Below are 24739 nucleotides of genomic sequence, written 5' to 3'. Positions count from 1 at the left end.
ACATTTTCGCTACGTCAAAATTATATTAAACCTTCAATATCTTCAAGTTCTATTTATCGAGACATGCAGAACCATAAAAAATTAACGAGAACCGGAATTATACTTTCATTAAATAAAAAAGCTGGCATTGGCTTAATCCAGGATACCAATAACGAGCGGATCAAGTTTTTTGAAGCAGATGCCGAATCCATACCATTGCGGGGAGAATTGATATCATTCGAAATTGATTTCCGAAACGAATCTCTTGTTGCAACGAATATTGATCTCTTTAAACAGGAAGAATGAGGTGATTTCGTATGTTACGCTTAAAAAAAATACCAGTTGATATCCTGCAAAAAGAAACTTCATCCTTTGGTCACCAATCATCTTAGCGTAACAAACAACAAATTTCAACCATACACCATACTGCATTATTTTTAGTTCAACCTATTAAAAATACCATTATATCCTGGCAGGTTAACTGAAAAGCAACTGACTTCAAAACTGAAAACCTGACTTTTTTAGTAGAAATGTCAGGAAAAAGAAATATTGATAATGATATATATCCTTGCAGGCAAACTGGTTTGATTTTTGAAACTGACTTTTTAGATACATTAAAATTTATCAATATGAAAAAGCTTCTTCCATTTTTGTTCGCCACTGCCATTTCAATCATCGCCATTTCATCTTCTTTCACCCTGGCTGATCCCGAACTTGGTATCTCGACTGCTTTTTTAAGTTGGATGGCTTGTATCTGGATCGTTTCTGGTGATAAAAGAAACAACGGATGCCTGTCTTAGAAAATGTTTAAAATTAATTTAATCAACTTATAAAGTTCCTAAATCCTGCGCGCGCCAAGGATACCGTTCTTCGGTATTAAGGAACAAATAAAAGATCTTTAGAAATTAATGGCAACAACAACATAGCTGTTCCAAGAAGTGCCTAAAACCAAAAACAGGAACAGCTGCATAACATGCACCCATTCCTGTTCCCTAAGCAAAACTGAAGTTAATCTGGTTTTTCGTTATTATAAATTCGCAACACTTCGTCGGCAGTTAATGCCTTATTGTAATACCTGATATCATCAAGAGCGCCCCTGAAATAAGCTGCACTCGAAAAATAGAAAGGGCTTGAAGGATCTGTGAAATTGAGGATCCCTTTTGGAAGAATCTGACCAATGGCCAGGTTAACTGGTGTAGTCAATTTAAAAGCTGCCCCTGTTGCACTTTCAGTTCTGGTTTGAATGCCATCAACATAAAACGTAATGGCGCCATTCCCGGCGGTGACTACTGCATGATGCCATTTGCCAACCGCCATCTTACCAGGATTACTATCCCTGTCATAAGTAGCTGAAGTGGTTTTCAATGTCATGAAAAGGAAGTTATCTGTTTGCAGCTGAAATTTGAAACCATTCCATTTATTTAGCGAAAGCATATAATTATCTGCTGATGATTCTTTCACATTTACCCATAAGCTAATGCTAATGATAGCGGGATTTAATGCTTCGCTATAAGGCACTTCTACATAGGCACCGTTATCAAAAGCGTAAGCATTTCCGGCTCTGCCAAAACGATCGGCAGTGGCGACTGGCAAGATGCCTCCATCGCGATAGCTTGCTGCTGTACCAATTATTCCAGACATTAACGTTCCATTATGCCCGTTGGCGGTTGCATCTAATGCATTTCCGTTAAAAAGCCACTTGGCAACCAAATTTGCAGGCGCTACCTCTTCAATTTTTCTTGCATTAAAGGCGGTTGCAGCTCTGCGTAAACTGGCGAGTGCATTATTTACTTCCTCCTGGGTAAAAGCACCAGCAGTTACGGATGCAGCCAGATCCATTGCAGATTTAAGTTCTGTACGTGCCTGCTTTGGATATTGCCCGATATCATTCCCTTCTACACTTTCACTGTAAACCCGGTTTACGGAATCTGCAAACTGACTCAAGCCCGTTTTATTGGAAGCATAATCAGGTAGACTGGCGTCGTCTTTACAAGATGAGATGGCAAAAATGCCAAGGCACAGGTAAAAGAGGTATATAAAGGATCGGCTGTTTTTATTAAAATTCATCTTCATATTGCTTTAAAGTTTCCCGTTGGCATTTCTTTCAGTTTGCGGGATAGGAAAGAATCGGTTGTTTGTATAGTTAAAATTTGGAGCACCAGGTTTAATGGCAGCTTCTGCATAAGTCTGACCGTAACGGATCACATCAAAAAAGCGTTGAAATTCAAGCGCCAGTTCTGAACGTCGCTCCCGGCGAATAAGTTCTCTCAACTGCGCCTGGTTCACTACCGTTATGGCAGCAAGCAAGTCAGCAGGCGGAGTGCCAGTAAAATTCTTTCTTGCACGTTCTCTAACACGGTTAAGTGGCGTAAGTGCCGCAGAAGATTGTCCGGATTCATTTAATGCTTCGGCTTTAATCAATAAAACATCTGCAAAGCGGATGGCTTCGTAGTTTAAGTTGCCATCATTTTTAGTGGTGGTAGGTACCTCGCTTATCGGCTGAACATGCTTTTTAGAAAGATAACCTGTTGTAGACCAGGATGGGTCGAAAGTACTATCAAAATATGGCTTTCCAGCTCTTGCCAAGGTAAGATCAAGTCTGGGATCATTGGCTTCGAAATTATCAACTAAACTTTGTGTTGGAAAAAAGGTACCTGCACCATTTAATGATCTTGGTGCAAACCAGTAATTTAGCGAATTGCCCTGTAATGGCTGCGCGCCCCTGGTATGCCAAACTGAAAATATTGCTTCATTGTTGGTCTTGGCAGAAGAATTGAAATTGTCACTAAAATTATCAGTTAAAGTATAACCTAAAGCCTCCACTTGCTCACTAAACTGTATCGCCTGGGTAAACTTATTCTGAAAAAGTGAAGCCTTTGCGAGCAAGGCCAATGCAGCACCTTTGGTTGCTCTCCCTTGATCAGTATTAGATTCCCATTTTGCAGGAAGCCCGGCAGCAGCTTCAGTCAGGTCTTTTTCGATCTGAGCATAAATCTGCACCTGCGGTGATGCCGCCAATGCTGCATCTTCCAGCGTGCTCACTTTTAAACGCAAGGGAATATTGCCATAAAAATTGGTTAACACAAAATAGTAATAAGCCCGAAGAAACTTAGCTTGTGCCAAAATCTGTGTTTTTGCAGCTTCTGATACATTGGTATTTTCTGCCGTAAGCCCATCGGTTACTACATTACAACGGTTAATGCCATCATAATAGCGACCCCATAATGATTGAACCGCAGCATTTCCCGGCAGAACATTAAACAAATCAATCGCAGTATAATCTGCCTGTTCACCTGCATTGCCGCCAATTACCGCATCATCAGACGCTACATCCCCCAACACCCAAAGTGGATTGGCAGCAGCATCGGTAAACGTAAGTGGTATATATGCGGCGTTTACAGCTGTTCTTGCCGTAGCATCATTACCGAATAAATCTGCATCAGCATAATAGCCCAAAGCAGGCTGATCTAAAAATTTCTGGCATCCAGCCATACAAAACAGGCTTGCCGCAAGGGAAAAGATATATAGTTTTTTCATCAGATTAGAAGTTAAGATTAAGACCAAGTGTATAAATTCTGGCCGAAGGATAAGTACCCCAGTCAATTCCAACTGCTCTTACACCATCGCCCTGGCCGTTACTACTGGTATAGATTTCGGGATCCAGACCGGTGTACTTTGTAAAAGTAAGCAGGTTTTGCCCACTGGCATAAATGCGCATGGAAGCAATTTTTAATGCAGAAAGCACCTTAGGACTTAGGGTATAACCCACCTGCAGATTTTTCAACCTTAAATAAGATCCATCTTCCAGAAATCTTGTTGATGGCCTTTTATTATTCGTTGACGAGGCAGAGCTCCAGGTAAGGCGTGGAAACTGATTGGTTGTTCCCTCTCCTGTCCAGCTTCCTGTTGCAATTCTTTCCGTAACATTAAATGCACGGTAAAAACCTTCAATATCTGTAGCAACCTGATTATACAACTTGTTGCCATAAGCTCCCTGAAAGAATACGCTCAGGTCAAATTGCTTAAATTTCAGATTACCTGTAAATCCATAAGTTAATTTTGGAATCGGACTCCCGGCAAATTGGCGATCATTTTCATCAATCAGCCCATCGCCATTGGTGTCTTTATATTTCACATCGCCAGGCTGAATCCCTGCGCCCTGATAAGCATGGGTAAAGACATCGAGGTTATTCTGAAAAACGCCTTCCATTGGGAGCAGGTAAAATGCACCAATAGGTTGTCCGACAGTGGTTAATGTAGCATAATATTCATTATCTATGCGGCCGCCAACAATAGGTGAACCTGCTAATGAAATCACTTTATTTTTTAAGGTTGCCAGGTTTCCAGATACATCAAAACTCCAGTCTTCAGAAATTTTATCCCGGTAGGAAACCTGCAGTTCAATACCCTGGTTCCTTACTTTTCCGGCATTTACATACGGGCTTCCTCCACCGCCTGCACTTGGCGGCAATGGATTAGCAAAAAGTATGTCGGCATTATCTCTGATGAAATAATCAGCATTTAACTGTACTTTATTGTCAAAAAATCCGATGTCTAATCCAAAGTTGGTCTGTGTGCTGGTTTCCCAGGTAATATTGCTGTTTCCTCTGGAGGTAAGTGAATTGCCAATTACCGGCGTTCCTCCGAATGGATAAAAACCAACGAATGAATTTAATGAAGTATAGGCATAATTACTGATTTCCTGGTTACCGGTTTGCCCGATACTTGCCCGCAATTTCAACATGGAAAGATCTTTAAAGCCCTTAAAGAATTCTTCCTGATCCAATCTCCAGCCTATTGATCCGGCATAGAAATTACCATATCGGTTAGCAGGGTTTAATCGTGAAGAACCATCTCGCCTTACGGTAAAACTGGCCAGGTATTTTTCTGCATATTGGTAATCTGCACGACCAAACAGCGAGAAAAGTGCCCAGCGCGATTCATTTTCTCCATTCTGTTGTATCCCTATCCCATTATCAAGATATTGAAAATCTGGTGACTGATTAGGGAAAATCGACCTGGAGGCGGAAAGGCCATTGGTACGGCTTTTAATATTTTCTGTTCCTGCAAGAAAGTTAAAGGTATGGTCTTCGCCCAGCTTCAAATTATAAGTAAGGGTATTGGTCCAGTTGTAATCCAATTGATTTGCGTTTGAGCGGGCCAAACTACCTGGTGAATTTTGTGCACGATCGCCCCAGATTTTAAAAAACTGCTTAAAATCGGTAATCACTAAAGTTCCGCCAAGGCTGGTGCGAAATTTCAAACCTTCCAGAATTTTAGCTTCTACAAAAACATTCCCCAGCATGCTGTAAGCATTGTTATTCCGATCGAAGTTATCTGCATATCCTACCGGATTAAGTCCATCACCAAAAAAAGCTGCATTTTCAGGAAGGTCTACATAATCACCGTTAGGTTTGAAAACTGGTGTAGCCGGTGTACGGAAAAGTGCGTAACGCATTACACTTGCTCCCTGGTTGCCGCTTCCAAAACCATCACCAGAGGCACCGACCTGCTTTGTTCTGGCATAGGAAAGATTGAGATTTAACCCCGTTGAAAATATTTTTGACAAGGTGCTATTCACTGCCGTACGCAAGTTGAAACGATCGTATGCGCTGTTATTGATTAGTCCATCCTGTTTATAGTAATTGGCTGCAACCAGGTAATTTCCGGTTTCATTGCCGCCATCTATCGAAAAGTTGGTATTGTTAATTAAAGCAGGCTTCAACACTTCTTTTTGCCAGTTTACATCTGGTAAGCCAGCGGCTAAAGATGAGGGAATTGTTGCTCGGCCGTCGGCAGTTGCCGCCGCATTAAAAGCAGCTACATATTGTGGAGTATTGGCCATTTTGATCAAATCTCCATGAACCTGAACCCCGGTATATTGGGAAAGACTGAAATGTGATTTACCTGATCGTCCTTTTTTGGTAGTGACTACAACCACCCCATTTGATGCCCTTGCACCATAAATGGATGCAGAAGATGCATCTTTCAGAATGCTGATGCTTTCTATATCGGTTGGCGAAATTTGATTGATCCCCGAAGTACTTGGAACACCATCTATTACGTAGAGCGGATTGTTATTATTGATTGTACCAATCCCGCGGATGCGGACTGCAATTCCCTCGCCAGGAGCACCTGTGCCCTGGGTTACAGAAACACCGGCAGCCTTCCCTTGAAGTACCTGATCAACTCCTCCAACCGGCATATTATCTATATCAGAAGATCTGATTTGAGAAACAGCTCCGGTAAGGTCCTTTTTTTGCTGACTGGAGTAGCCCGTAATGACAACGTCATCCAATTTTTGACTGGAAGGAACTAAAGTAATAGATAGCTCCCGCTGGTTCCCTGGTTTTAGTGTTCTGGTGGCATAGCCAACAAATATTACCTGGATTGAACTGTTTTTATCTGGCAGACTGATCGTAAATCGTCCGTTTGGATCTGTATTTGCTTTAATAGGCTTTCCTACAACCTGCACTACAGCACCCGGAACCGGGAGTCCTTTTTCATCTTTCACAATACCTTTCACTATCGAAGTAGTGTCTGAAGCAGTAGACGCGGAAGTTTTGGTTAAAGTATTTTGACCTGCGGGTGCCGGAGTGGCTGACTTTACAGGAAGAGGATTTGGAGGAACCTGAACTGGTGGATTTGGTACTGATGGGGTTTTTGGAACCGGATCTGGCGGATTAACTGGCCTGGAGGTACTGTCCATTTTCCGCTTCAGCGTATCTGGAATGGTTTGGGCCTGGACACTAGCGGCCAGAATGGACAAGGCTAGGAAAATAAGTTGCCTTTGTAAAGGTAGCTTCATAGGAAAATAGCGAATTAATAAATCTGATAGTAGGTACAATACAAATGAAAGCACCAAATGGTTTACCTATAAACGCTATTTTTTGTACGATCGCGTATTTAATCCTGAAAATCAGTAGTATAAACAAGTATTTGATAGAAAATACGGCAACCTTTTTAACTAAAATTGCCAGGTATCTTTAAGAATTAACTTAAATCAAGCCATTATTTGGTGTATTTTTGATTTTAAAAACGACATGAGTTTAATTAACTTTATTTCCACGTTACAACTGCAGGAAATAACCTACCCTGCAAAAACTACGCTACTTCTGGAGGGCAATAAGGCTAAATTCTTCTATTTCGTAAAGGAAGGCTGCTTGCGCATGTGGTTAAATAATGATGGGAAAGATATTACCACGCAATTCTTTTTTGAGGGAAGTGCGATAGCCAGTCTGGCGAGTTTTTTAAAGGATGAACCAAGCGATTATTCGATCGAAACCATCGAACCCTGTTCACTTTTTGTGATGACGAAACAGGATTTTATTATTCTTAAGAAAACAAACCCTGCATTTAAAATTTGGTTAGACGAGCTTATTTTAGAGCGGTTCTATTACTATTCGAAGCATTTAGTCAGCTATCTTCGTACAAAACCACAGCAGCGTTATCTGGATTTACTTCAAAAACACCCTGAAATTCTCCAGCGAATCCCTCAACATTATATAGCCTCCTATCTGGGGATTACAGCAGTTTCGTTGAGCCGGATCAGGAGCCGTAAGTAACTTATTTCTTAACAATTGTTATCTTACCACAAATAGGTACTGCCCTACATTTGACTAAATTTTTAGAAACATGAAAGCAGCAATTTTAAATCAATATGGCGAAAGCCCTAAATATGTTGACCTAACAGCGCCAGTTCCCAATGCAGATGAGGTAATAGTAGAAATGGTAGCCTCCTCTATAAAACAGGTAGATAAGTTAAAGGCCGCAGGAAAACATTATACCAAATACCCAAATCTACCGGCTGTAGTGGGGATGGATGGTATTGCCCGCTTATCAAATGGCAGCTATGTATATGTATCGGGGATAAGTGGTACAATGGCAGAGATGGCACTGGTAGTTCCAAATAATTGGGTCAGCGTTCCCCAAAATTTACCGACCCCATTGGCTGCGGCATTGCCAAACGCGCTCATGGGTTCAGATGCGGCAATGCTTTATCGTGGCAAGTTCCAGGAGGGCCATACCGTGGTAATTAATGGCGCTACTGGTGGTACCGGCAGAATAGCCGTGCAGATGGCGAAAAACCGTGGCGCAAATTGTGTAATTGCTATCGGAAGAATATCATCAGGTCTTTCTGAACTCACTAATCTGGGCGCTGATATTGTCATCAACACAGAACAAACCGAAGCGGCTTACCTAAACGAACTTTCCGGTTACCTCAGCAAGCATCAGCCTGATCTGGTTATAGATTATTTATGGAGCCGCCCAGCCGAGCTGCTCCTGAAGGCACTGAATGAGGTGATGAAAAAAGAAATCAGATTTGTTACCGTAGGCGAAATGGCTGGGGCAACCATTAACCTTCCTTCTGCGTTATTAAGGAGCCGGAAGATTGTCTTATTGGGATCTGGCATTGGAAGTATTTCTTTTACTGAAATTAAACAATACTTGGCTACAGAATTACCAGGGGTTTATAAATGGGCTGAGGAAGGCAAAATTATTATGCCCATACAAACTGTAGAATTGGCTCAAATAGAAACGGCATGGCAAAGGCCTGAAGCAAAAGGAAAAAGATTGGTGGTGCTGATCCAGCCATAAGTTTCATTGCCATAGGTTGTGTAACGTAACGCCATTTAATCGTTACGCTGCATAAGCTTGGCCTCATTATTAATGCCATCTCCTGCCTTTTGGTTTGCCCCCGATTAAGTAAAGGCCCCATAACGCAATAAATGAGTTTAAAAGATGTGAATGCGCTATTTCAATAGAAGCATAAACTGGCCTTACCACATCAAATTACCAAGTGTATTGATCAGCTTCAGGGACCATCCTATTACGAATTGACTTGTGTTCCTATATCTAAAAATACCAATCTATCATTGGGCTACAACAAAAGTTGATTAGACTACAATGCAGCGTTTAGTGTTCCTTTACTTTGTATCAAATCTTAAAAAAATGAAAATAATCTTAACAGGATCACTTGGTCCGATAAGCAAGCCTTTGGTAATTAATTTAATTGATAAAGGACACGATGTAACCGTAATTAGCAGGAATACAGATAAAAAAGCAGAAATTGAGCAATTAGGCGCAACCGCGGCTATTGGTAGTATTGAAAGTATCAACTTTTTAATATCCACTTTCACTGGAGCGGATGCGGTTTATTTGATGGAACCTACAGTTGATATGTTTGATCCTAATATTGACTTTTTGAAGCATTATGAAAAAATCTGCGAAAAATATGCTCTTGCGGTTATAAACTCAGGTGTAGAAAAAATTGTGCATTTGAGTAGCATTGGCGGTCATTCTGATGAGGGAACGGGCATGCTGGCCTTCCATTATTATGCAGAGCAGGCGCTTAAAAAACTTCCGGAATCCGTGGCAATAACTACCCTCCGCCCGATGTCGTTCTACAGTAACCTTTTAGCCTTTATTCCTTCGATAAAACAGCAAAATGCGATTATTACCAGCTATTACGCCAACGAGCCAGAACCCTGGGCTTCTCCACTCGATATTGCCGAAGCGGCTGCGGAAGAACTTTGTGCAGTTTACAATGGCAGAAAGGTACGTTATATCATCAGTGATGAAGTGAGCAGTGATAAACTTCTAGCTGTTTTAGGAAAAGCTATCGGACAGGAGATTAAATGGGTGACCATTTCACACGAAACTTTAGAGGAGGCCTTTAAAAGTATGGGATTCAGTCCACAAGCTGCCAGTGGTTTTGTGCAATTAAATGAGGCAAAGATGACTGGTACATTGTATCAGGACCTGATTAAACACAAAGAAGAAATTACCTTTGGAAAGCAAAAAATTGAAGACTTTGCAAAGGAATTTGCGACCGCCTTTTCAAATTAAGCAAGCCAGGTAAAAAATTTCAAGCCGAAAAGTAGGTCTTCCGGATTTTGAATGACTATCTTCATTTGTTGAATGAGCAGACATCATCCGGATGACTTTTGTGAGAACAAGATAATACTTCACCATGGAAAAAAAAACACCCATCCGTTTAAAGACGATAAATGACTTTCATAAACTTTGGTGTTTACCAAAGCCGGAACACCCTTTAATTAGTGTGATTGATTATAAACTTATCAATCATAGCCTGGTAGATAGTGGCCAAAGCATCATTCTGGACTACTATTCAATTGCCATTAAACGGGATTTAGGTGTAAAATTAATTTATGGGCAAGAGTCATTTGATTTTGATGAAGGTTTAATGTTTTTCATGGCACCTAATCAGGTTTTAAGGGTCGAGAAAGAAGAACGCAACAGAATAGATCATGATGGATGGATTTTATTGATCCATCCTGATTTTTTATGGAATACCCCCCTTGCCAAAACCATAAAGAAATATGAATATTTTAATTATGCGATGCATGAAGCATTGTTCCTATCCGAAAAAGAAGAAGTCACGATTATCAACCTGATTGGGAACATCCAACAAGAATATCATGCCAATATTGATAAATACAGCCAGAACATCATCATTTCACAAACCGAAACACTGCTTAATTATGCAGAGAGATTTTATCAAAGACAATTCATCACCAGGAGGATTACCAACCACAAAATTCTCGAAAGCTTAGAAGTGCTACTAGACGCTTATTTTACTAACGAGGTAGCAGGCAAAGGTCTGCCATCAGTAGCTTCAATAGCAGAACGTTTAAATATTTCCCCGGGCTATATGAGCAGTATGCTAAAAACCCTGACAGGTCAGAGTGCACAGCAACATATCCAAAACAAAATTATAGAGATAGCCAAAGCAAAGCTTTCTACCACAAACCATTCTGTTTCAGAGATTGCTTACGCATTGGGATTTGAACACTCACAGTCGTTCAATAAATTTTTCAAAACAAAAACCAAAGTGTCGCCTCTTGAGTTCCGCGTTTCATTTAATTAAATAGGTCTTTCAAGATATGCGGTAATCACCTATTAGGTTAAAACTTACCTGTATTGTTCGGGCAAATATGAAGTTTTGCTCCCTAAGCAAATTATAGTACTCTTATTAAGCATCCAGAATACTAGAGACATAAGAAATGCGAGTCGAAATCAACGTTTTTAAATACCTTACGTAAAGAAGTGGCCTTAATCAGTCATTAACTTTTTAAGGCCACTTCACCAGCTGGTATTTTAAAAAATTTAACCTAAAAAGCTCATATCTTCATCACTTAAACGAATATCTATAGCTGCCATATTCTCTTTTAGATGTGTGAGTTGGGAAGTACCAGGAATAGGTAATAAAGATTCGTGGAAATGAAGCAGCCACGCAATATTTATCTGAGCAGAACTAACGCCATATTTTTTTGCCACAGCTGCAATCTTATCATCATTTTTGGGCAAAGAATTTTGCAAAGACCAAAATGGAATCATCGTGATATTGTTAGCAATGCACAATGGCATTACTTCTTCCAGTCCACGATTTTGCTGACCATGAAATTCAAAGCTGCTGCGCTGGCCATACCCAAAAGGATTTTCTACACTGGCAATAGCCCCCATAGAAAGTCCTTTCGTTAATTCCTCTGGATTTACGTTACTTAATCCGATATGCAAAATTTTTCCTTCCTTTTGCATTTCAAACATAGTTTCCAACGCCTCCTCAAACGGGGTGTTACTATTTGGCATCACCCTGAAATGGACCAATTGAATTTGCTCCAGCTTTAGCGTTTTCAAGTTCCTGTTGATACTTGTTCTCAAATCTTCAGGAGCATCAAATACTTTCCAGCTTTTATCAGGATTCCGACCTACTCCTACCTTGGTGCAAATGACCAGATGCTCATGATAAGGAAGCAATGCATCAGCAATAAGCTTGTTGGTTATATCATCGCCATAAAAGTCTGCGGTATCCAAAAAATTAACACCATTTGCTATAGCAGTTCTAAGAATTTCTAAAGCTTCTTCCCTGTTTTTAGGTTCACCCCACACCTGATCTCCGGGTAAACGCATGGTACCGTAACCAAGCCTGCTTACTGTAAGTGGATGATCCGTTTGTGCGCCTATTGTTATTGTCTTATTCATTTCTATCATTATTTTCTTAGGTTTCAAATTTCAAAATAAATCAAGCCCGGTTTGTAGCTCAATCCACTTTAGTTGTAGCCGCATCATCTTTATGGGCGTGCACTACTGCTAAGTATGGAATGACCTCACCTGAACGCTCAAATACTAGTGACCCCCCAACCCGGCCACAACCCGTGTTGGAATAGCAACAAAAACACAGCACTTTCTACGTCCCGAAAAATTGACCTGACCAGCGGCACTAGCAAAACCAACAATCTTTCAGCATTCTAAACCAGAAATACCGTCTTTTACAGCCTTATGAAGTATGATATTCCCTCGAAAAAATCAGATCGACAGCCGCTGTTTCAATTCTGTTACATCAAAAATGCCAGAAAAAACTACTAAGGCGATATATTTGCAATTATCCCGATATTACTGAATGAAAGAAACTAAAAATTATCCAATAAGATATGCTATTCACTGCTTAGTGAGTGTGTTATTTGGGTTATTATTAATCTACCTTTCCTTAAATACCGAAAACCATCGTGATATTCCTCAGCAAATTGGTTTAGCACCCCTAGAAAATATTAAAACCAGTCAGAAAAAACTGACATTATTATTAGGTGGTGAACAAAGCCTGAGCTTTTCGGAGTTTGACATCAAACAACCTAAATATCGTAAGAAATTTCAAAGGATTGTAGATTCAACCATTAATATCGAACCCGTTGAAGCGCATATTGTGCAAAGTCGTTATTCATTTAATGACCTGCAGATATCCTATCAGTCTCCATATTTTTATTCCCAGCAACATTCTTTTCTTCACAGACTTACTTATTTCTAACTTCTTGAGCCAGCTAGTTACCAGCGCAACGCATTAAAAATCATGTTGCTGGCGACTCTTTTTTAAGATTTCCCTGACCGGATGATAGATCCAGTCAAACCCAAAGTTTGTAAATAAAAAGTTTTTAAATGAAAAAGAAATGGATGGCCATACCAATCCTTGCTGCAGCATTGCATGCTTGTACGAGTGGTAAAACCAACACAAAAGACAATGATATTGCTGAAATACCTGTTATTAAATTATCAGCTCAGGATACCTCTATCACCTCTGATTACGTAGCAGACCTACAGGCAATTAAAAACGTGGAAATACGCTCCCGTGTAAATGGATTTATTGACCGGATACTAGTGGATGAAGGCCAAATAGTAAAAAAAGGGCAAGTACTATTTGTATTAAGCAGCCAGGAATATAAAATTGCCATTGATAAGGGTAAGGCATCGCTGGCAAGTGCACAATCAAGTGCGAGTATTGCCGAAGTTGAACTGGAACGCATCAAGACACTTGTCGGAAAAAAAGTAATCTCCGCCTCGGAACAGTCTCTTGGAGAAGCCAGGCTTTCTGATAGCCAGGCCAAGATTAAGCTGGCCAAAGCCATGATTGCAGAGGCCAACCAGAAACTTTCCTATACGCAGATCAGAGCTCCTTTTAATGGCGTAATTGATCGCATTCCTTTTAAAGCCGGAAGTCTGGTAAACGAAGGCAGCCTGTTGACTAATATTTCCAATAACAGTCAAATGTATGCATACTTTGATATTTCGGAGAACGAGTACCTGCAGTTTGCCCGCAGTAAAAAAGGCAAATTCGAACAGAATGCACAGGTCAAACTGATCTTATCCGACGGCACCATCTATCCTGCTGCAGGAAAAATCGAAACGCACGAAAGTGCATTTTCAGACAATACAGGATCTATTGCATTCAGGGCCATTTTCCCAAATAGTAACCAAATTTTGAAACATGGCGCTTCAGGCAAAGTAAGGCTGCGTTCTGAACTCCTGAACAGCATATTAATCCCACAGAAGGCAGTATTCGAAATTCAGGATAAAAGCTATGTATTTGTGGTTAATCAAAATAATACCGTCAGGATGAAAAGCTTTACGCCGACCATGTCCTTAAATACTTACTATGTTTTAGGCGCTGGATTGTCAAGTGGAGAGACCATCGTATACGAAGGCATTCAGAACATCCGGGATGGCGTGGTGATCAAACCAGTCTACACCCAAAAAGCACAATTGGCTAAAAAATAAATCTTATTCGTTTACCAGAAGCCGCGTGTTTACGAACAGGTGTGCTATCGCATTTTTTAATAATGGTAGAAACATTTATCAGAAGGCCAGTGCTATCACTGGTTATCTCCCTTATATTGATCTTACTTGGGGTGCTCGCACTTTTCCGGCTCCCGATAACCCAGTTTCCTGATATCGTACCTCCTTCGGTAGTGGTTACCGCGAGTTACAATGGTGCCAATGCAGAAGTCTGCGCAAAGGCAGTAGCCACCCCTTTAGAGCGGGCAATTAATGGCGTACCCGGAATGACTTACATGAACTCGGTGAGCAGCAACAATGGCGTTACGCTTGTACAGGTATTCTTCAATGTTGGAACCGACCCCGACCAGGCTGCAGTTAATGTGCAAAACAGGGTAACAACGGTATTGGATGAACTTCCCGAAGAGGTGATCAAAGCCGGCGTTACTACCGAGAAAGAAGTGAACAGCATGTTGCTTTATCTCAATGTTACCAGCACAGATAAAGAGATGAATGAAGAATTCATCTATAATTTTGCCGACATCAATGTGCTTCAGGAACTTAAGCGCATCGACGGCGTTGGATTTGTGGAAATCATGGGCGCTAGAGACTATTCCATGCGGGTCTGGCTAAAGCCAGACAGGATGTTGTCTTATGATATCTCGACAGAAGAGCTGATCGAAGCCATGAGGAAACAAAATATAGAAGCTGCCCCAGGTGTGGCAGGAGAAAATTCAGGAAAAGGAAATGAGGTTAAGCAGTATGTTTTAAAATATACCGGCAAGTTTAACAGCAAGTCTGAATACGAAAACCTGGTATTGAAAGCCGATCGAAACGGTGCACTCATCAGGCTGAAAGACATTGCTGATATTGAATTTGGCACCGTAAGCTACGATATGGTTTCCAAGACAGACGGTAAACCCTCTGCTTCCATCATGATCAAGCAACGCCCGGGATCAAATGCGAGTGATGTTATTGACAACATCAAATCAAAAATGAAGGAACTAAAGGCCTCCTCCTTTCCCCCAGGAATGGACTACAATTATGCATACGATGTTTCCCGTTTCCTGGATGCGAGTATCCACGAAGTATTGCGAACCCTTGTTGAGGCCTTTATCCTGGTTTTTATTGTCGTGTTTCTATTTCTTCAGGATTTCAGAAGTACACTTATCCCCGCACTGGCGGTGCCCGTTGCCTTGATCAGCACGCTCGCATTTTTACTGATTATGGGTTTTTCCATCAATATCCTCACCCTTTTCGCCTTAGTTCTGGCGATTGGGATAGTGGTTGATAATGCGATCGTTGTAGTGGAAGCCGTTCACGTAAAAATGGCGGAAACCCATTTGCCCCCAATGGAAGCTACCATTGCGGCCATGAAAGAAATCAGCGGCGCAATCATCGCCATTACACTGGTAATGTCTGCAGTATTTGTTCCTGTTGCCTTCCTTTCCGGGCCCGTGGGTGTATTCTACAGGCAATTCTCTCTTACTTTAGCAATATCAATTGTCATCTCAGGAATTAATGCGCTAACGCTCACCCCGGCACTTTGTGCGCTGATGTTAAAACATTCCGACACGAAGAAGACAGGGTTATTGAACAGATTTTTTGGAGGATTCAATAAGCGCTATGATGCAACAGAAAGAAAATTCGGAAAGATTGCTGGTTTCGTCATCCGGCGCAAGCCAGTAACCCTGGCAATATTACTCGGCTTTATTCTACTCACCTGGATGGGAAGTGTAGTATTGCCTTCGGGATTTATTCCAACGGAAGACCAGGGAATGATTTACGTTAACGTTACCACCCCACCAGGATCAACAGTAGAAAGGACTGAAAAAGTACTCGATGCCGTGGAGCAGGTAACCCGAAATTTCAAATCTGTAGAAAACGTCAGCATGCTGGCAGGTTATAGCTTGATGAGTGATATCACCGGCGCATCCTATGGAATGGGCATGATTAATCTGGCTTCGTGGGATAACCGGGAGCAAAGTGTAGATGAAATTATTCAGCAGTTGAAGGCGCAAACCAGAGGCATAAGTGATGCTTCCATCGAATTTTTCTCCCCACCTACCGTTCCAGGGTTTGGAAATGCGAGTGGTTTTGAATTGCGTCTGCTCGACAAAAACAAAAGTGAAGATTTGCAAAAAACGGCCAATGTGACCAATGAGTTCCTATCTGAACTCAGGAGAAATGAAACCATTGCTGGTGCGTTTACCAGTTTCGACCCTAACTTCCCGCAATACCTCATCCATGTGGACCAGGATATTGCTGCCCAGAAGGGAATTACAATTGATAATGCCTTGAGCAACCTGCAAACTTTAATTGGAAGTTATTATGCAACCAATTTCATCAGGTTCGGGCAGATGTATAAGGTGATGTTGCAGGCCTACCCCGAATACAGGGGAAAACCGGACGACTTGCTAAAACTCTACGTTAAAAACAACCGCGGAGAGATGATTCCCTATTCGGCTTTTGTGTCCCTGGAACGTGTTTATGGCCCCGAACAAATCAATCGATACAATATGTACCCGTCGGCAATGATTAATGGCGATGCATCCAAAGCATTTAGCAGCAGCGATGCCATCGCAGCGGTAGAGCAGACGGCTAAAGAAAAGTTACCCAGAGGCTTCAGCATCGAATGGTCAGGTATGACCAGAGAACAGATTCTTTCGGGTAATCAGGCCTTATATATCTTCGCCATCTGTCTGGTATTTGTATACCTGCTGCTTGCAGCGCAGTATGAAAGTTTTTTACTGCCCCTACCTGTATTGCTGTCGCTACCCGCCGGAATTGCCGGTGCATTTTTCACGTTGAAGTTTGCAGGTTTGGAAAATAACATTTACGCTCAGGTAGCCCTGGTTATGCTCATCGGCTTACTGGGAAAAAATGCCATCCTCATCATCGAATTCGCAGAGCAGAAAAGAAAATCCGGCTTGACGGTTAGAAGGGCAGCAAAAGCTGGCGCTATCTCCAGGTTAAGACCTATACTAATGACCTCGTTTGCCTTCGTAGCCGGACTGATTCCGCTGTGCATTGCATCCGGGGCAGGCGCGATAGGTAACCGGTCCATCGGAATGACTGCAGTTGGCGGCATGCTCATCGGGACGCTATTTGGTGTCATCCTCATTCCAGGCCTATACGCCATATTCGCCAGCATGGGTAAAAATAAAAGAAAAGTAATCAATATCAGCAAGACTTAAAATCATGAAAAAAATCAAAACCATATATCTGCTAACAGGCGTTTGTATTTTTCTGCTTTCCGTAAGTTCATGCCGTTCTATGAAGGAAAGCAGCGTAAATCCATTAAAGAAAATTCCAGACACTTTTAACAGCGTAACCACAACGCCAGTGGAAGCACTCAGCTGGAAAGCGATATTTACAGGAAAAGATTTATCGGCGTTAATCGATTCTGCATTAAAAAATAACTATGACCTGCGCTCAGGCGTACAACGGGTCATTGTGGCCGGGGCAAATCTCAAGCTCGCTAAAGCCAGACTGTTGCCTACTCTTAATGCAAACGTGTCAGCAGGTCTGGATCGGTTCGGGAAGTATACGATGAATGGCGTTGGAAACTATGATACCAATTTTTCTGGAAACCTGGATAAAGATCAATTGATACCCAGCCCAACTCCGGATTATTTTGCTGGCTTTCGCAGTTCCTGGGAAATTGACATCTGGGGAAAACTATCAAAAAGAAAAGCCGCAGCTTATAACCGATACCTGGCCAGCAGCGAAGGACTGAAATGGTACCAGACGCAGCTGGTTTCTCAAGTAGCATCACTCTATTATGAACTTGCCGCTTTAGATAAGAAGTCAGAAATATTGAAGCGCAACATCTCCCTGCAAAATAAGGGGCTGGAAGTAGTGGAGGCACAAATGGCAGGCGGAAGAGCCACTGCCCTGGCAGTGAGTCAATTCAAAGCGCAGTTACTGGCTACCAAAGGCAGCCAGTACCAGATTAAACAATCCATTTATGATATCGAGAACCAGCTTAACATGCTGCTTGGCCGGTTTCGGGGCAAAATTAACAGAGACAGTACGTTGATCGTCAAATCGCTTCCAGATAGCATTTACGCCGGAATCCCATCCACTGTGATTTTGGCCCGACCTGATATCAGACAAGCAGAACTGGAACTCATTGCAGCAAAGGCAGATGTATCAGCCGCCCGTCGCGCTTTCCTTCCATCGCTTACCCTGGATGCCTATGCTGGATACAACGCGTTCAAACTGCCACTGATTTTCTCTCCGGGATCTCTGGCAGCAGGTTTTCTGGGCGGACTAACCGCACCAGTATTGAACAGGGCTGCATTAAAAACATCCAATAAGGTTGCAAATGCTGCACAACTTACTTCCTTTAATCAGTATCAAAAAGCAATCATCAAAGGCTACCAGGAAGTATCAGGCCAATTAATGGCGATTGAGAATTTCAAAAAAGCCTATCAGGTAAAATCTACCGAGGTAGCGGAATTGCAAAATGCAGTATCCACCGCAAACGAACTTTATCTGGCCGGTTACGCCAGCTATCTCGAAGTCATCATTGCCCAGGCCAGCGTACTGCAGGCCGAAATGGAACAGGTCGACTTGAAGAAATCCTCCTACAATAGCCTGATCGGACTTTACCGGTCAGTTGGAGGGTAATTGTTTATTGTGTCTAGGACTGGGGCGAAGTGATCGTCGCCCCTTTTCTTTATTCCTGTTTTGCTGTTCAACATTCAATTGGCTATAGCTTTAAGCTTCAAATTCCAGAAGCAAGTTTGCTGAAGGCTACGCTTGCAACAAATACAACCGGAACCATGCTGTTTACAAAAGCTTTGCTTGATGAACTGGAAGATGATGGCCAAATTGTGATTCTTTATACGGCAATGGCGCTTTTTTGATTATTAAACAATTATCATGGACAATTTAATAAGTTGAAGATTTGCTTCAAGATCCGTAAAATCGTTCTATCATTCCCCACTTTTGTATTACTTGTGACCAGTTTATTAGCTGAAATTTGACCTAAGTTTTCACATCATATAAACAGATAACAATGGCAAAAACAATTTTTATTACAGGGGCATCCCGCGGTTTAGGCCGTATATGGGCAGAAGCATTTCTTAAGCGTGGCGACCAGGTAGTGGTTGCAGTAAGAAACCCGGATGCTTTAAAAGAACTTTCAAATCAATACGCCTCAACACTGCTAGCCTTAAAACTAGATGTTACCGATAAGGCTGCCTGCTTTGAGGCTGTTGCAAAAGCTAATGAGCATTTTGGTGCTATCGATGTATTAATTAATAATGCAGGCTATGGGCATACTGGTGCAATAGAAGAGTTAGATGAGCAGGAAATACGTACACAATTTGAAACCAATGTTTATGGTCTATTATGGATAACCCAGGCAGTTATCCCATTGATGCGCTTGCAGAAATCAGGGCATATCATTCAGGTGTCGAGCGCATTAGGCTTACTGGCCTTCCCTACTTTGGGGTTATACAGTGCTTCTAAGTTTGCTGTTGAAGGTATTAGCGAAGCCTTGGCCGCAGAAGTTGGGGGCTTTGGTATTAAGGTTAGTATTTTGGAACCCAATGGTTTCATGACTGAATTTGCTACAAACTCTGGAATGCAAAGCAAACCTTTAGCTTTTTATGATAACGTAAGAGATCAACTTGCTGCTGGTAATAAAGCAGAAGACTGGGGAGTGCCCGAGGCAACTGCGCAGGCCGTACTGAAACTGGTAGATGCCGAAAATCCGCCGTTAAGGCTTATCCTGGGCAGAGTTGGTATCCATTGGATCAAAAATGTTTATGACCAGCGCATGAAAACCTGGGAAGAATGGCAAGAGGTTTCTGTTGCTGCCCAAGGGAATTAAGATTGTATATTAGCAGTATCTGTTTATACGGATACTGTTTTTTTAACTCAAAGTATGATCCACTTCGATAAAATAAGCGATTTCTGCAAGGCCATCAGTATCAAAGCACCGGAACACCCGCTGTTCAGCATTTCTTTTGGTAACAAAGAAGAGTGCGGAGGTGACGACATAGAATTCTCGTCTAACTTTTATATTGTTTCTTTCCAGAATCTGGAATCAGGAAATATTAAGCATGGGAAAACAAAGTTTGACCATGATCAGGGTAAGTTATTGTTCATTAAACCACGGCAGACCATTACTTTCAAAAATATCAAGTTAAAGGATGAATGCTTTCTAATATTAATCCATGAAGATTTCCTGGCGGGTGCTGCGCTACATCATGAAATTAAAAAGTATGGTTATTTCGACTACGAGACCAATGAGGCCTTACACTTATCACCCAGTGAGGAAGAGATGATCTGGAACCTGGTTACGGTAATGAATAAGGAATACCGCAATAATACTGATGATTTAACAAGAACGATTTTGATTAGTCATTTGGATACGCTACTTAAGTATGCACAACGTTTTTACCGACGGCAATTTAATAACCGTATAGAACTAACAGGTTCTTCCGCGACTAAGTTTAATGAGCTGCTCCAATCTTATTTCAAGACGAAAAAGGCCCAGGAATCCGGTCTTCCTACAGTAACTTTTATGGCAGAAAAATTTAATTTTTCGTCCCGCTACTTGAGTGATGTACTTAAACAGGAAACAGGAAAAACGGCTCTGGAATTGATACACCTCTATATTGTGAATGAGGCAAAACACTTATTAAAAGAGGGGCACATGAATATTTCGGAGATATCTCATTCACTGGGATTCGAGCATCCAAGTTATTTTTCCAGGCTATTTAAAAAGGAAGCCGGAGTTTCGCCCCATTATTTCAGAGACCAATTTTTAAATTAAAAGCTTATTAGCGCTTTACCAACTATTTAAGAGGCGATTGTTAAGCTAATCATAATACCACGAAGGAGATTTTCTATTGGATATTTTCAATAGCATTCCTACGCATTTAGCAGTGTATAGTGATATGAAACTTACACCTCTCCTACAACCAAATGCTTCTGAGAAAGCAACAGCTACTTTTTTCAACGAAGTAGTAAATTGAAGGCATTTTTCATGACACTGCTTCATGCTTCAACAGCTTCATTCACATTTCCTTGAAAATCACTTATGTCTTATAACCATACCCCTTCTTCAATAGTTCCCTTATAATATTTCAATATAAACTGCTAAAAGTATACTATTTACTCTTGATATTTAACAAACTCATTCTGGCGTACAGCTCTGCGATACAAGCCTGATCGAGCAGCCATTTGGGTTTCTTTTTTGACGCTTCATCGGTTGCCCATTTTGCAGTTAAAAAGCCATACTGATCAGCTGATTTTCCCCATGCCTTATCTAAATCTGCTGCTACGGCATTGATGTAAACAGGATTTTGATTAAGGTGATAAAGTGCCTCATAACCTCGGAATAAAACCGTAACAAACCAGGGAAGATCAATATTGAGGTACCTGTCCTGGCTTTTATTTTTATTGGAGAAGAAACGATATGAATTTGCAGCCACGAGTTCGGCTTCCTTTAAATACTTTGATTCTTTAGTGAATTGATAAAGCAGTACGGAAGCTTCCAGCATCGACCCTGTATTGTAAGTATAATAAACCTCATTGGGCTTCCCATTCATTTTAACGTCATTGTAATAGATTCCATCAGGATTTCGAAGCGTATTGTGCATCCAGTTATAGAACTTTTTGCCCCAGTCAAGGTAAAGGGTATCCTTTGTACATTGATACAGTTTCAATGCAGCCAGCGTAGACATTCCATTGCTGCATGCTGGCTTTTGGTCTTTGTGACCTTCCAGCCAATATACCCCACCGCCCAACTGCTCATCCCAACCACTTAATATAAAATCAAAAACCTCCTTTGCTTTGCTGATATATTTTTGATCTTTCGTATTTAAATAAGCTTCCAGATAATCAATGCAAACCAGCGCGTTATCATCATAATAACGGTCTGATTTCTCTAGCATTGCCGGATAAGCCTGGTAACCAACTGGTGTCCGGGTTGTGTCGCGGTATGCCCAAACGCCGGTGGTTAGTGTATCGAGGTATTGATTGTACTTAGCCTTTAAATCCGGAAATCGCACCAATACATTCGCCGCGGAGAACATCCCCGAAAACGGCCACAGAAAACTAACCGCTTTGGCATCTACATTAACACCCTGAAAGTAATCCAGTGAGACCTTATTTCCCGAAGGATAATTCTCACTAAACAGGCCAGGGTATTTTTGCACCTGGTAATGCAGCCATATTTTTTGGAACATGGCACCGGCCCTATCTTTATACAGTTCATTGTACTTTACTTCCTGGCAGAGCCCATTAAAACAGAAGAGTAAGCAGATGATAAAAAAGAAATATTTCATAATGAATCTATTTATTGTGCTGATGGCGGCGGCAATTTTACGCCCCAGTTTTGGTTGGGTTGATTACCCATTTTTAAGGTCAATGTTCCACCCTTCATCAACTCATCCCGATAAAGCCACGCATTATTCAGCACCTTACCGTTCCACGTTGCAGATTGTACATAAACGTTTTGCTTTGAATTGTTGCTGGTTTTGATCAGGAGTTTCTTCCCATTGCCCAGGCGAATTTCTGACTGATCAAAAACCGGACTTCCAATTTGAAGAGTTGGACGGGCATCCGTTAATCCTTTCACATCAAACAAGCCAACGGAAGCCATTACATACCAGGAACCTAACTGGCCCTGGTCTTCATCCTGACCGTAGCCGTAACCATGAATGCTTTCGGTTCCATAAAACTCATCACAGATCGCCCTGGTCCATTTTTGTGTTAACCACGGGGAAGAGGAATAGTTAAAAAGCCAACTGATGTGCAGATTGGGCTGATTTCCATGGTTGTAAAGCGATTGAATCCCTGCAAAAGCATCGATCGTTTTGCCTCCGCCGAAAGCATTTTTCTGCGAGGTTTCGAAAATATTATTTAGCCGTTCATTGAAAGTTTTTGTTCCTATTTCAGCAATTAAACCTTTTGGATTCTGAGGAACATAAAAGGTATATTGTGTGGCATTGCCTTCCTGAAAACCTCTCCAGGCTTCTAATGGGTTAAAATTTTCGATAAACTTTCCATTCTGGTTTTTTGGTCTGATCAGTTTTAGTTCCTCATCAAATAATGACCGCCAACCGTTCGATAAACCCATCAGCCTTTTATAATCTGCTGCTTTACCCATTTGTTTAGCGAGCTGAGCGGCTGCAAAAGCACTGTAACTGTATTCCATGGTATGCGAGCCAGAAAAATGCGAACCAGTGGAATCCGTTTTATCAACATCCAAATAAGGTACAAAACCGTACTGCACAAAACTTTTGGTATCGGTTTTTCCTGATCCTACCAACCTGTTTTTATAATTCAATTCATTGCCCAGTACCGCTTTGTAGGCTAAATTTAAATCATAATCCCTGATTCCAGCCTGATAGGCACCGGCAATAGCAAGACCTACAAAATTGGTTCCTACTCCCGACACGAAATTGCTATTGGCTATTCCGTCTCCAAACCAACCGCGTTCTTTATAAATCTCCAGTTGTGTGTGTACGAAATCATTATAGTGCGAAGGATAAGACAAGGCCCATAGTTGCGTAAGGTTCCAGAAACCACCCCAAATGGCATCGGTATTCATAAAATTATAGCTGAATTTACCATGTTGATCTTTGGGCAGTTGTCCGATAGTGCCATCATGCCTGGGAAAGTTTCCATTGATGTCGCTGGCAATTCCACGACCCAATAAGGCATGATACAATCCGGTGTAAAATTTCACCAGATCGGCCTGATTTTTACCCGAAACTTTCATTTTACCCAGCTCGTTCTGCCATTCCAGTTGGGCAGCTTTTTTAGCACCATCAAAATCTAAATCAGTAGCTTCGGCCTGTAAATTGAGTTTGGCATTTTGCGCAGAAGTATAGGATAAGCCTATTTTTATCTCTACACTTTCATTTTCTTTGGTTTGATAACCCAAGAATAATCCCGCTCCAATACCTGAAGCTACTTTCGTATTGCCATTCGTTTTTTCCCGATTGAAAGCACCTACGCTGGCTGGCTTTTTATTAAGCTCACCATAAAAATACATGGCTACCCGTCCGCCTTCATCATAAGTTTTTACATATTTTGGATAGGTGATCACAAAGCCTTCAAAATGCGTATCATCTGTCATTTTGATGGAGGCATCTGTTACCGGGCCGCTTTCTCCCTGAACATTTCCAATGGACAGCATAATTCTGGAGTGATCATTTTTAGGAAAAGTGTACCTGTGGAAACCTACCCTTTTGGTGGCGGTAAGTTCTGCCTTTATGTTATAATCATCTAGCAATACCGCATAATAGCCGGGCTGGGCAATTTCATTTTTACGATCGAAAGCAGACCGATAACCACTTCCAGCTTTGTCTAGCAAACCTGGTACTGTTTTGAGGTCACCTGCTGTTGGCATAAAACTTACGCCGCCTACCTGCCATTCGTGGAAATGCACAAAACCTTCAATAGAGTTATGCCTTGTATCGTAACCTACTGCTTCCCAGCCCTGCCGGTTTCCGTAACTTCCATTGGTGGATGGTGCCAGTTTAGCCATCCCGTAAGGCACGGCGGCAGGGGTATAAAAAAACCACCTGCTGTGCGCAGTGCCTATATTCGGGTTGACAAACTTTAAGAGATCCTGCGCAAAAGCACACGGCACCACGAAGAGCGAGAGCATCAAAATAAGAAATGTTTTATTGGCCGTTTTCATAAGGTTAACTAGCATATA

General features: G+C 41.6%; 19 protein-coding genes. 13 read left to right on the top strand and 6 right to left on the bottom strand.

Annotation, left to right across the window (positions count from 1 at the left end):
* The first annotated feature begins 63 nt into the window (after positions 1 to 63).
* Positions 64 to 285, top strand: a complete 222-nt coding sequence (locus tag SOM16_RS07270) for a hypothetical protein (protein WP_320463328.1) — start codon at positions 64 to 66, stop codon at positions 283 to 285.
* A 323-nt stretch (positions 286 to 608) separates the two neighbouring features.
* Positions 609 to 779, top strand: coding sequence for a hypothetical protein (locus SOM16_RS07265; protein WP_320463327.1), 171 nt, complete (start codon positions 609 to 611; stop codon positions 777 to 779).
* A 208-nt stretch (positions 780 to 987) separates the two neighbouring features.
* Here the strand turns inward: SOM16_RS07265 and SOM16_RS07260 are convergent, their stop codons facing one another.
* The 3 genes from SOM16_RS07260 to SOM16_RS07250 are packed head-to-tail and all read right to left on the bottom strand — an operon-like array spanning position 988 to position 6787.
* Complete coding sequence (locus SOM16_RS07260) at positions 988 to 2046, bottom strand: LamG domain-containing protein (protein ID WP_320463326.1); 1059 nt, start codon at positions 2044 to 2046, stop codon at positions 988 to 990.
* 12 nt (positions 2047 to 2058) lie between these two features.
* Complete coding sequence (locus SOM16_RS07255) at positions 2059 to 3516, bottom strand: RagB/SusD family nutrient uptake outer membrane protein (RefSeq protein WP_320463325.1); 1458 nt, start codon at positions 3514 to 3516, stop codon at positions 2059 to 2061.
* A 4-nt stretch (positions 3517 to 3520) separates the two neighbouring features.
* Positions 3521 to 6787 carry a TonB-dependent receptor gene (locus SOM16_RS07250; RefSeq protein WP_320463324.1) on the bottom strand — a complete coding sequence of 1089 codons (3267 nt, stop codon included), beginning with the start codon at positions 6785 to 6787 and terminating at the stop codon, positions 3521 to 3523.
* Between the two features lie 235 nt (positions 6788 to 7022).
* On the opposite strand from SOM16_RS07250, the gene SOM16_RS07245 reads away from it, so the two are divergent.
* The 4 genes from SOM16_RS07245 to SOM16_RS07230 all read left to right on the top strand — a co-directional run bounded on the left by SOM16_RS07245 (position 7023) and on the right by SOM16_RS07230 (position 10870).
* Complete coding sequence (locus SOM16_RS07245) at positions 7023 to 7544, top strand: Crp/Fnr family transcriptional regulator (protein WP_320463323.1); 522 nt, start codon at positions 7023 to 7025, stop codon at positions 7542 to 7544.
* A 70-nt stretch (positions 7545 to 7614) separates the two neighbouring features.
* A complete protein-coding gene (locus SOM16_RS07240) occupies positions 7615 to 8577 on the top strand; it encodes a zinc-binding alcohol dehydrogenase family protein (protein ID WP_320463322.1) in 963 nt (320 codons plus the stop codon).
* A gap of 354 nt (positions 8578 to 8931) precedes the next feature.
* On the top strand, positions 8932 to 9828 hold the full coding sequence (locus SOM16_RS07235) for an NAD(P)H-binding protein (RefSeq protein WP_320463321.1): 897 nt from the start codon (positions 8932 to 8934) through the stop codon (positions 9826 to 9828).
* A 124-nt stretch (positions 9829 to 9952) separates the two neighbouring features.
* A complete protein-coding gene (locus tag SOM16_RS07230) occupies positions 9953 to 10870 on the top strand; it encodes a helix-turn-helix transcriptional regulator (RefSeq protein WP_320463320.1) in 918 nt (305 codons plus the stop codon).
* 239 nt (positions 10871 to 11109) lie between these two features.
* Here SOM16_RS07230 and SOM16_RS07225 read toward each other — a convergent pair whose 3' ends face one another.
* On the bottom strand, positions 11110 to 12012 hold the full coding sequence (locus tag SOM16_RS07225; protein ID WP_320463319.1) for an aldo/keto reductase: 903 nt from the start codon (positions 12010 to 12012) through the stop codon (positions 11110 to 11112).
* 391 nt (positions 12013 to 12403) lie between these two features.
* Between SOM16_RS07225 and SOM16_RS07220 the strand changes: the two genes are divergently transcribed.
* The 7 genes from SOM16_RS07220 (at position 12404) to SOM16_RS07190 (ending at position 20839) form a co-directional block, all read left to right on the top strand.
* Entirely contained in the window at positions 12404 to 12805 is a 402-nt protein-coding gene (locus SOM16_RS07220) for a hypothetical protein (RefSeq protein WP_320463318.1), read from the top strand.
* Positions 12806 to 12933: 128 nt separating this feature from the next.
* Positions 12934 to 14049, top strand: a complete 1116-nt coding sequence (locus SOM16_RS07215; protein ID WP_320463317.1) for an efflux RND transporter periplasmic adaptor subunit — start codon at positions 12934 to 12936, stop codon at positions 14047 to 14049.
* Between the two features lie 62 nt (positions 14050 to 14111).
* Positions 14112 to 17243 carry an efflux RND transporter permease subunit gene (locus SOM16_RS07210; RefSeq protein WP_320463316.1) on the top strand — a complete coding sequence of 1044 codons (3132 nt, stop codon included), beginning with the start codon at positions 14112 to 14114 and terminating at the stop codon, positions 17241 to 17243.
* A gap of 4 nt (positions 17244 to 17247) precedes the next feature.
* Positions 17248 to 18681: a TolC family protein gene (locus SOM16_RS07205; RefSeq protein WP_320463315.1), complete on the top strand. Its 1434-nt coding sequence runs from the start codon at positions 17248 to 17250 to the stop codon at positions 18679 to 18681.
* 29 nt (positions 18682 to 18710) lie between these two features.
* Entirely contained in the window at positions 18711 to 18920 is a 210-nt protein-coding gene (locus SOM16_RS07200) for a hypothetical protein (protein ID WP_320463314.1), read from the top strand.
* Between the two features lie 152 nt (positions 18921 to 19072).
* Positions 19073 to 19891, top strand: a complete 819-nt coding sequence (locus tag SOM16_RS07195) for an SDR family NAD(P)-dependent oxidoreductase (protein ID WP_320463313.1) — start codon at positions 19073 to 19075, stop codon at positions 19889 to 19891.
* Between the two features lie 54 nt (positions 19892 to 19945).
* Positions 19946 to 20839: a helix-turn-helix transcriptional regulator gene (locus SOM16_RS07190; protein ID WP_320463312.1), complete on the top strand. Its 894-nt coding sequence runs from the start codon at positions 19946 to 19948 to the stop codon at positions 20837 to 20839.
* 337 nt (positions 20840 to 21176) lie between these two features.
* On the opposite strand, the gene SOM16_RS07185 is transcribed toward SOM16_RS07190, so the two are convergent.
* Together SOM16_RS07185 and SOM16_RS07180 are read right to left on the bottom strand one after the other, a co-directional pair.
* The gene (locus SOM16_RS07185) at positions 21177 to 22355 is read right to left on the bottom strand and encodes a glycoside hydrolase family 76 protein (protein WP_320463311.1); all 1179 of its coding nucleotides are present in this window, start codon (positions 22353 to 22355) and stop codon (positions 21177 to 21179) included.
* An 11-nt stretch (positions 22356 to 22366) separates the two neighbouring features.
* Positions 22367 to 24736: a GH92 family glycosyl hydrolase gene (locus SOM16_RS07180; protein ID WP_320463310.1), complete on the bottom strand. Its 2370-nt coding sequence runs from the start codon at positions 24734 to 24736 to the stop codon at positions 22367 to 22369.
* Positions 24737 to 24739 lie beyond the last annotated feature (3 nt).

This window comes from Pedobacter sp. CFBP9032, assembly GCF_034045265.1.
GTDB lineage: Bacteria > Bacteroidota > Bacteroidia > Sphingobacteriales > Sphingobacteriaceae > Pedobacter.
Note: the sequence above shows the minus strand (reverse complement) of the source record. Positions and strands in the feature narration are given on the sequence as shown.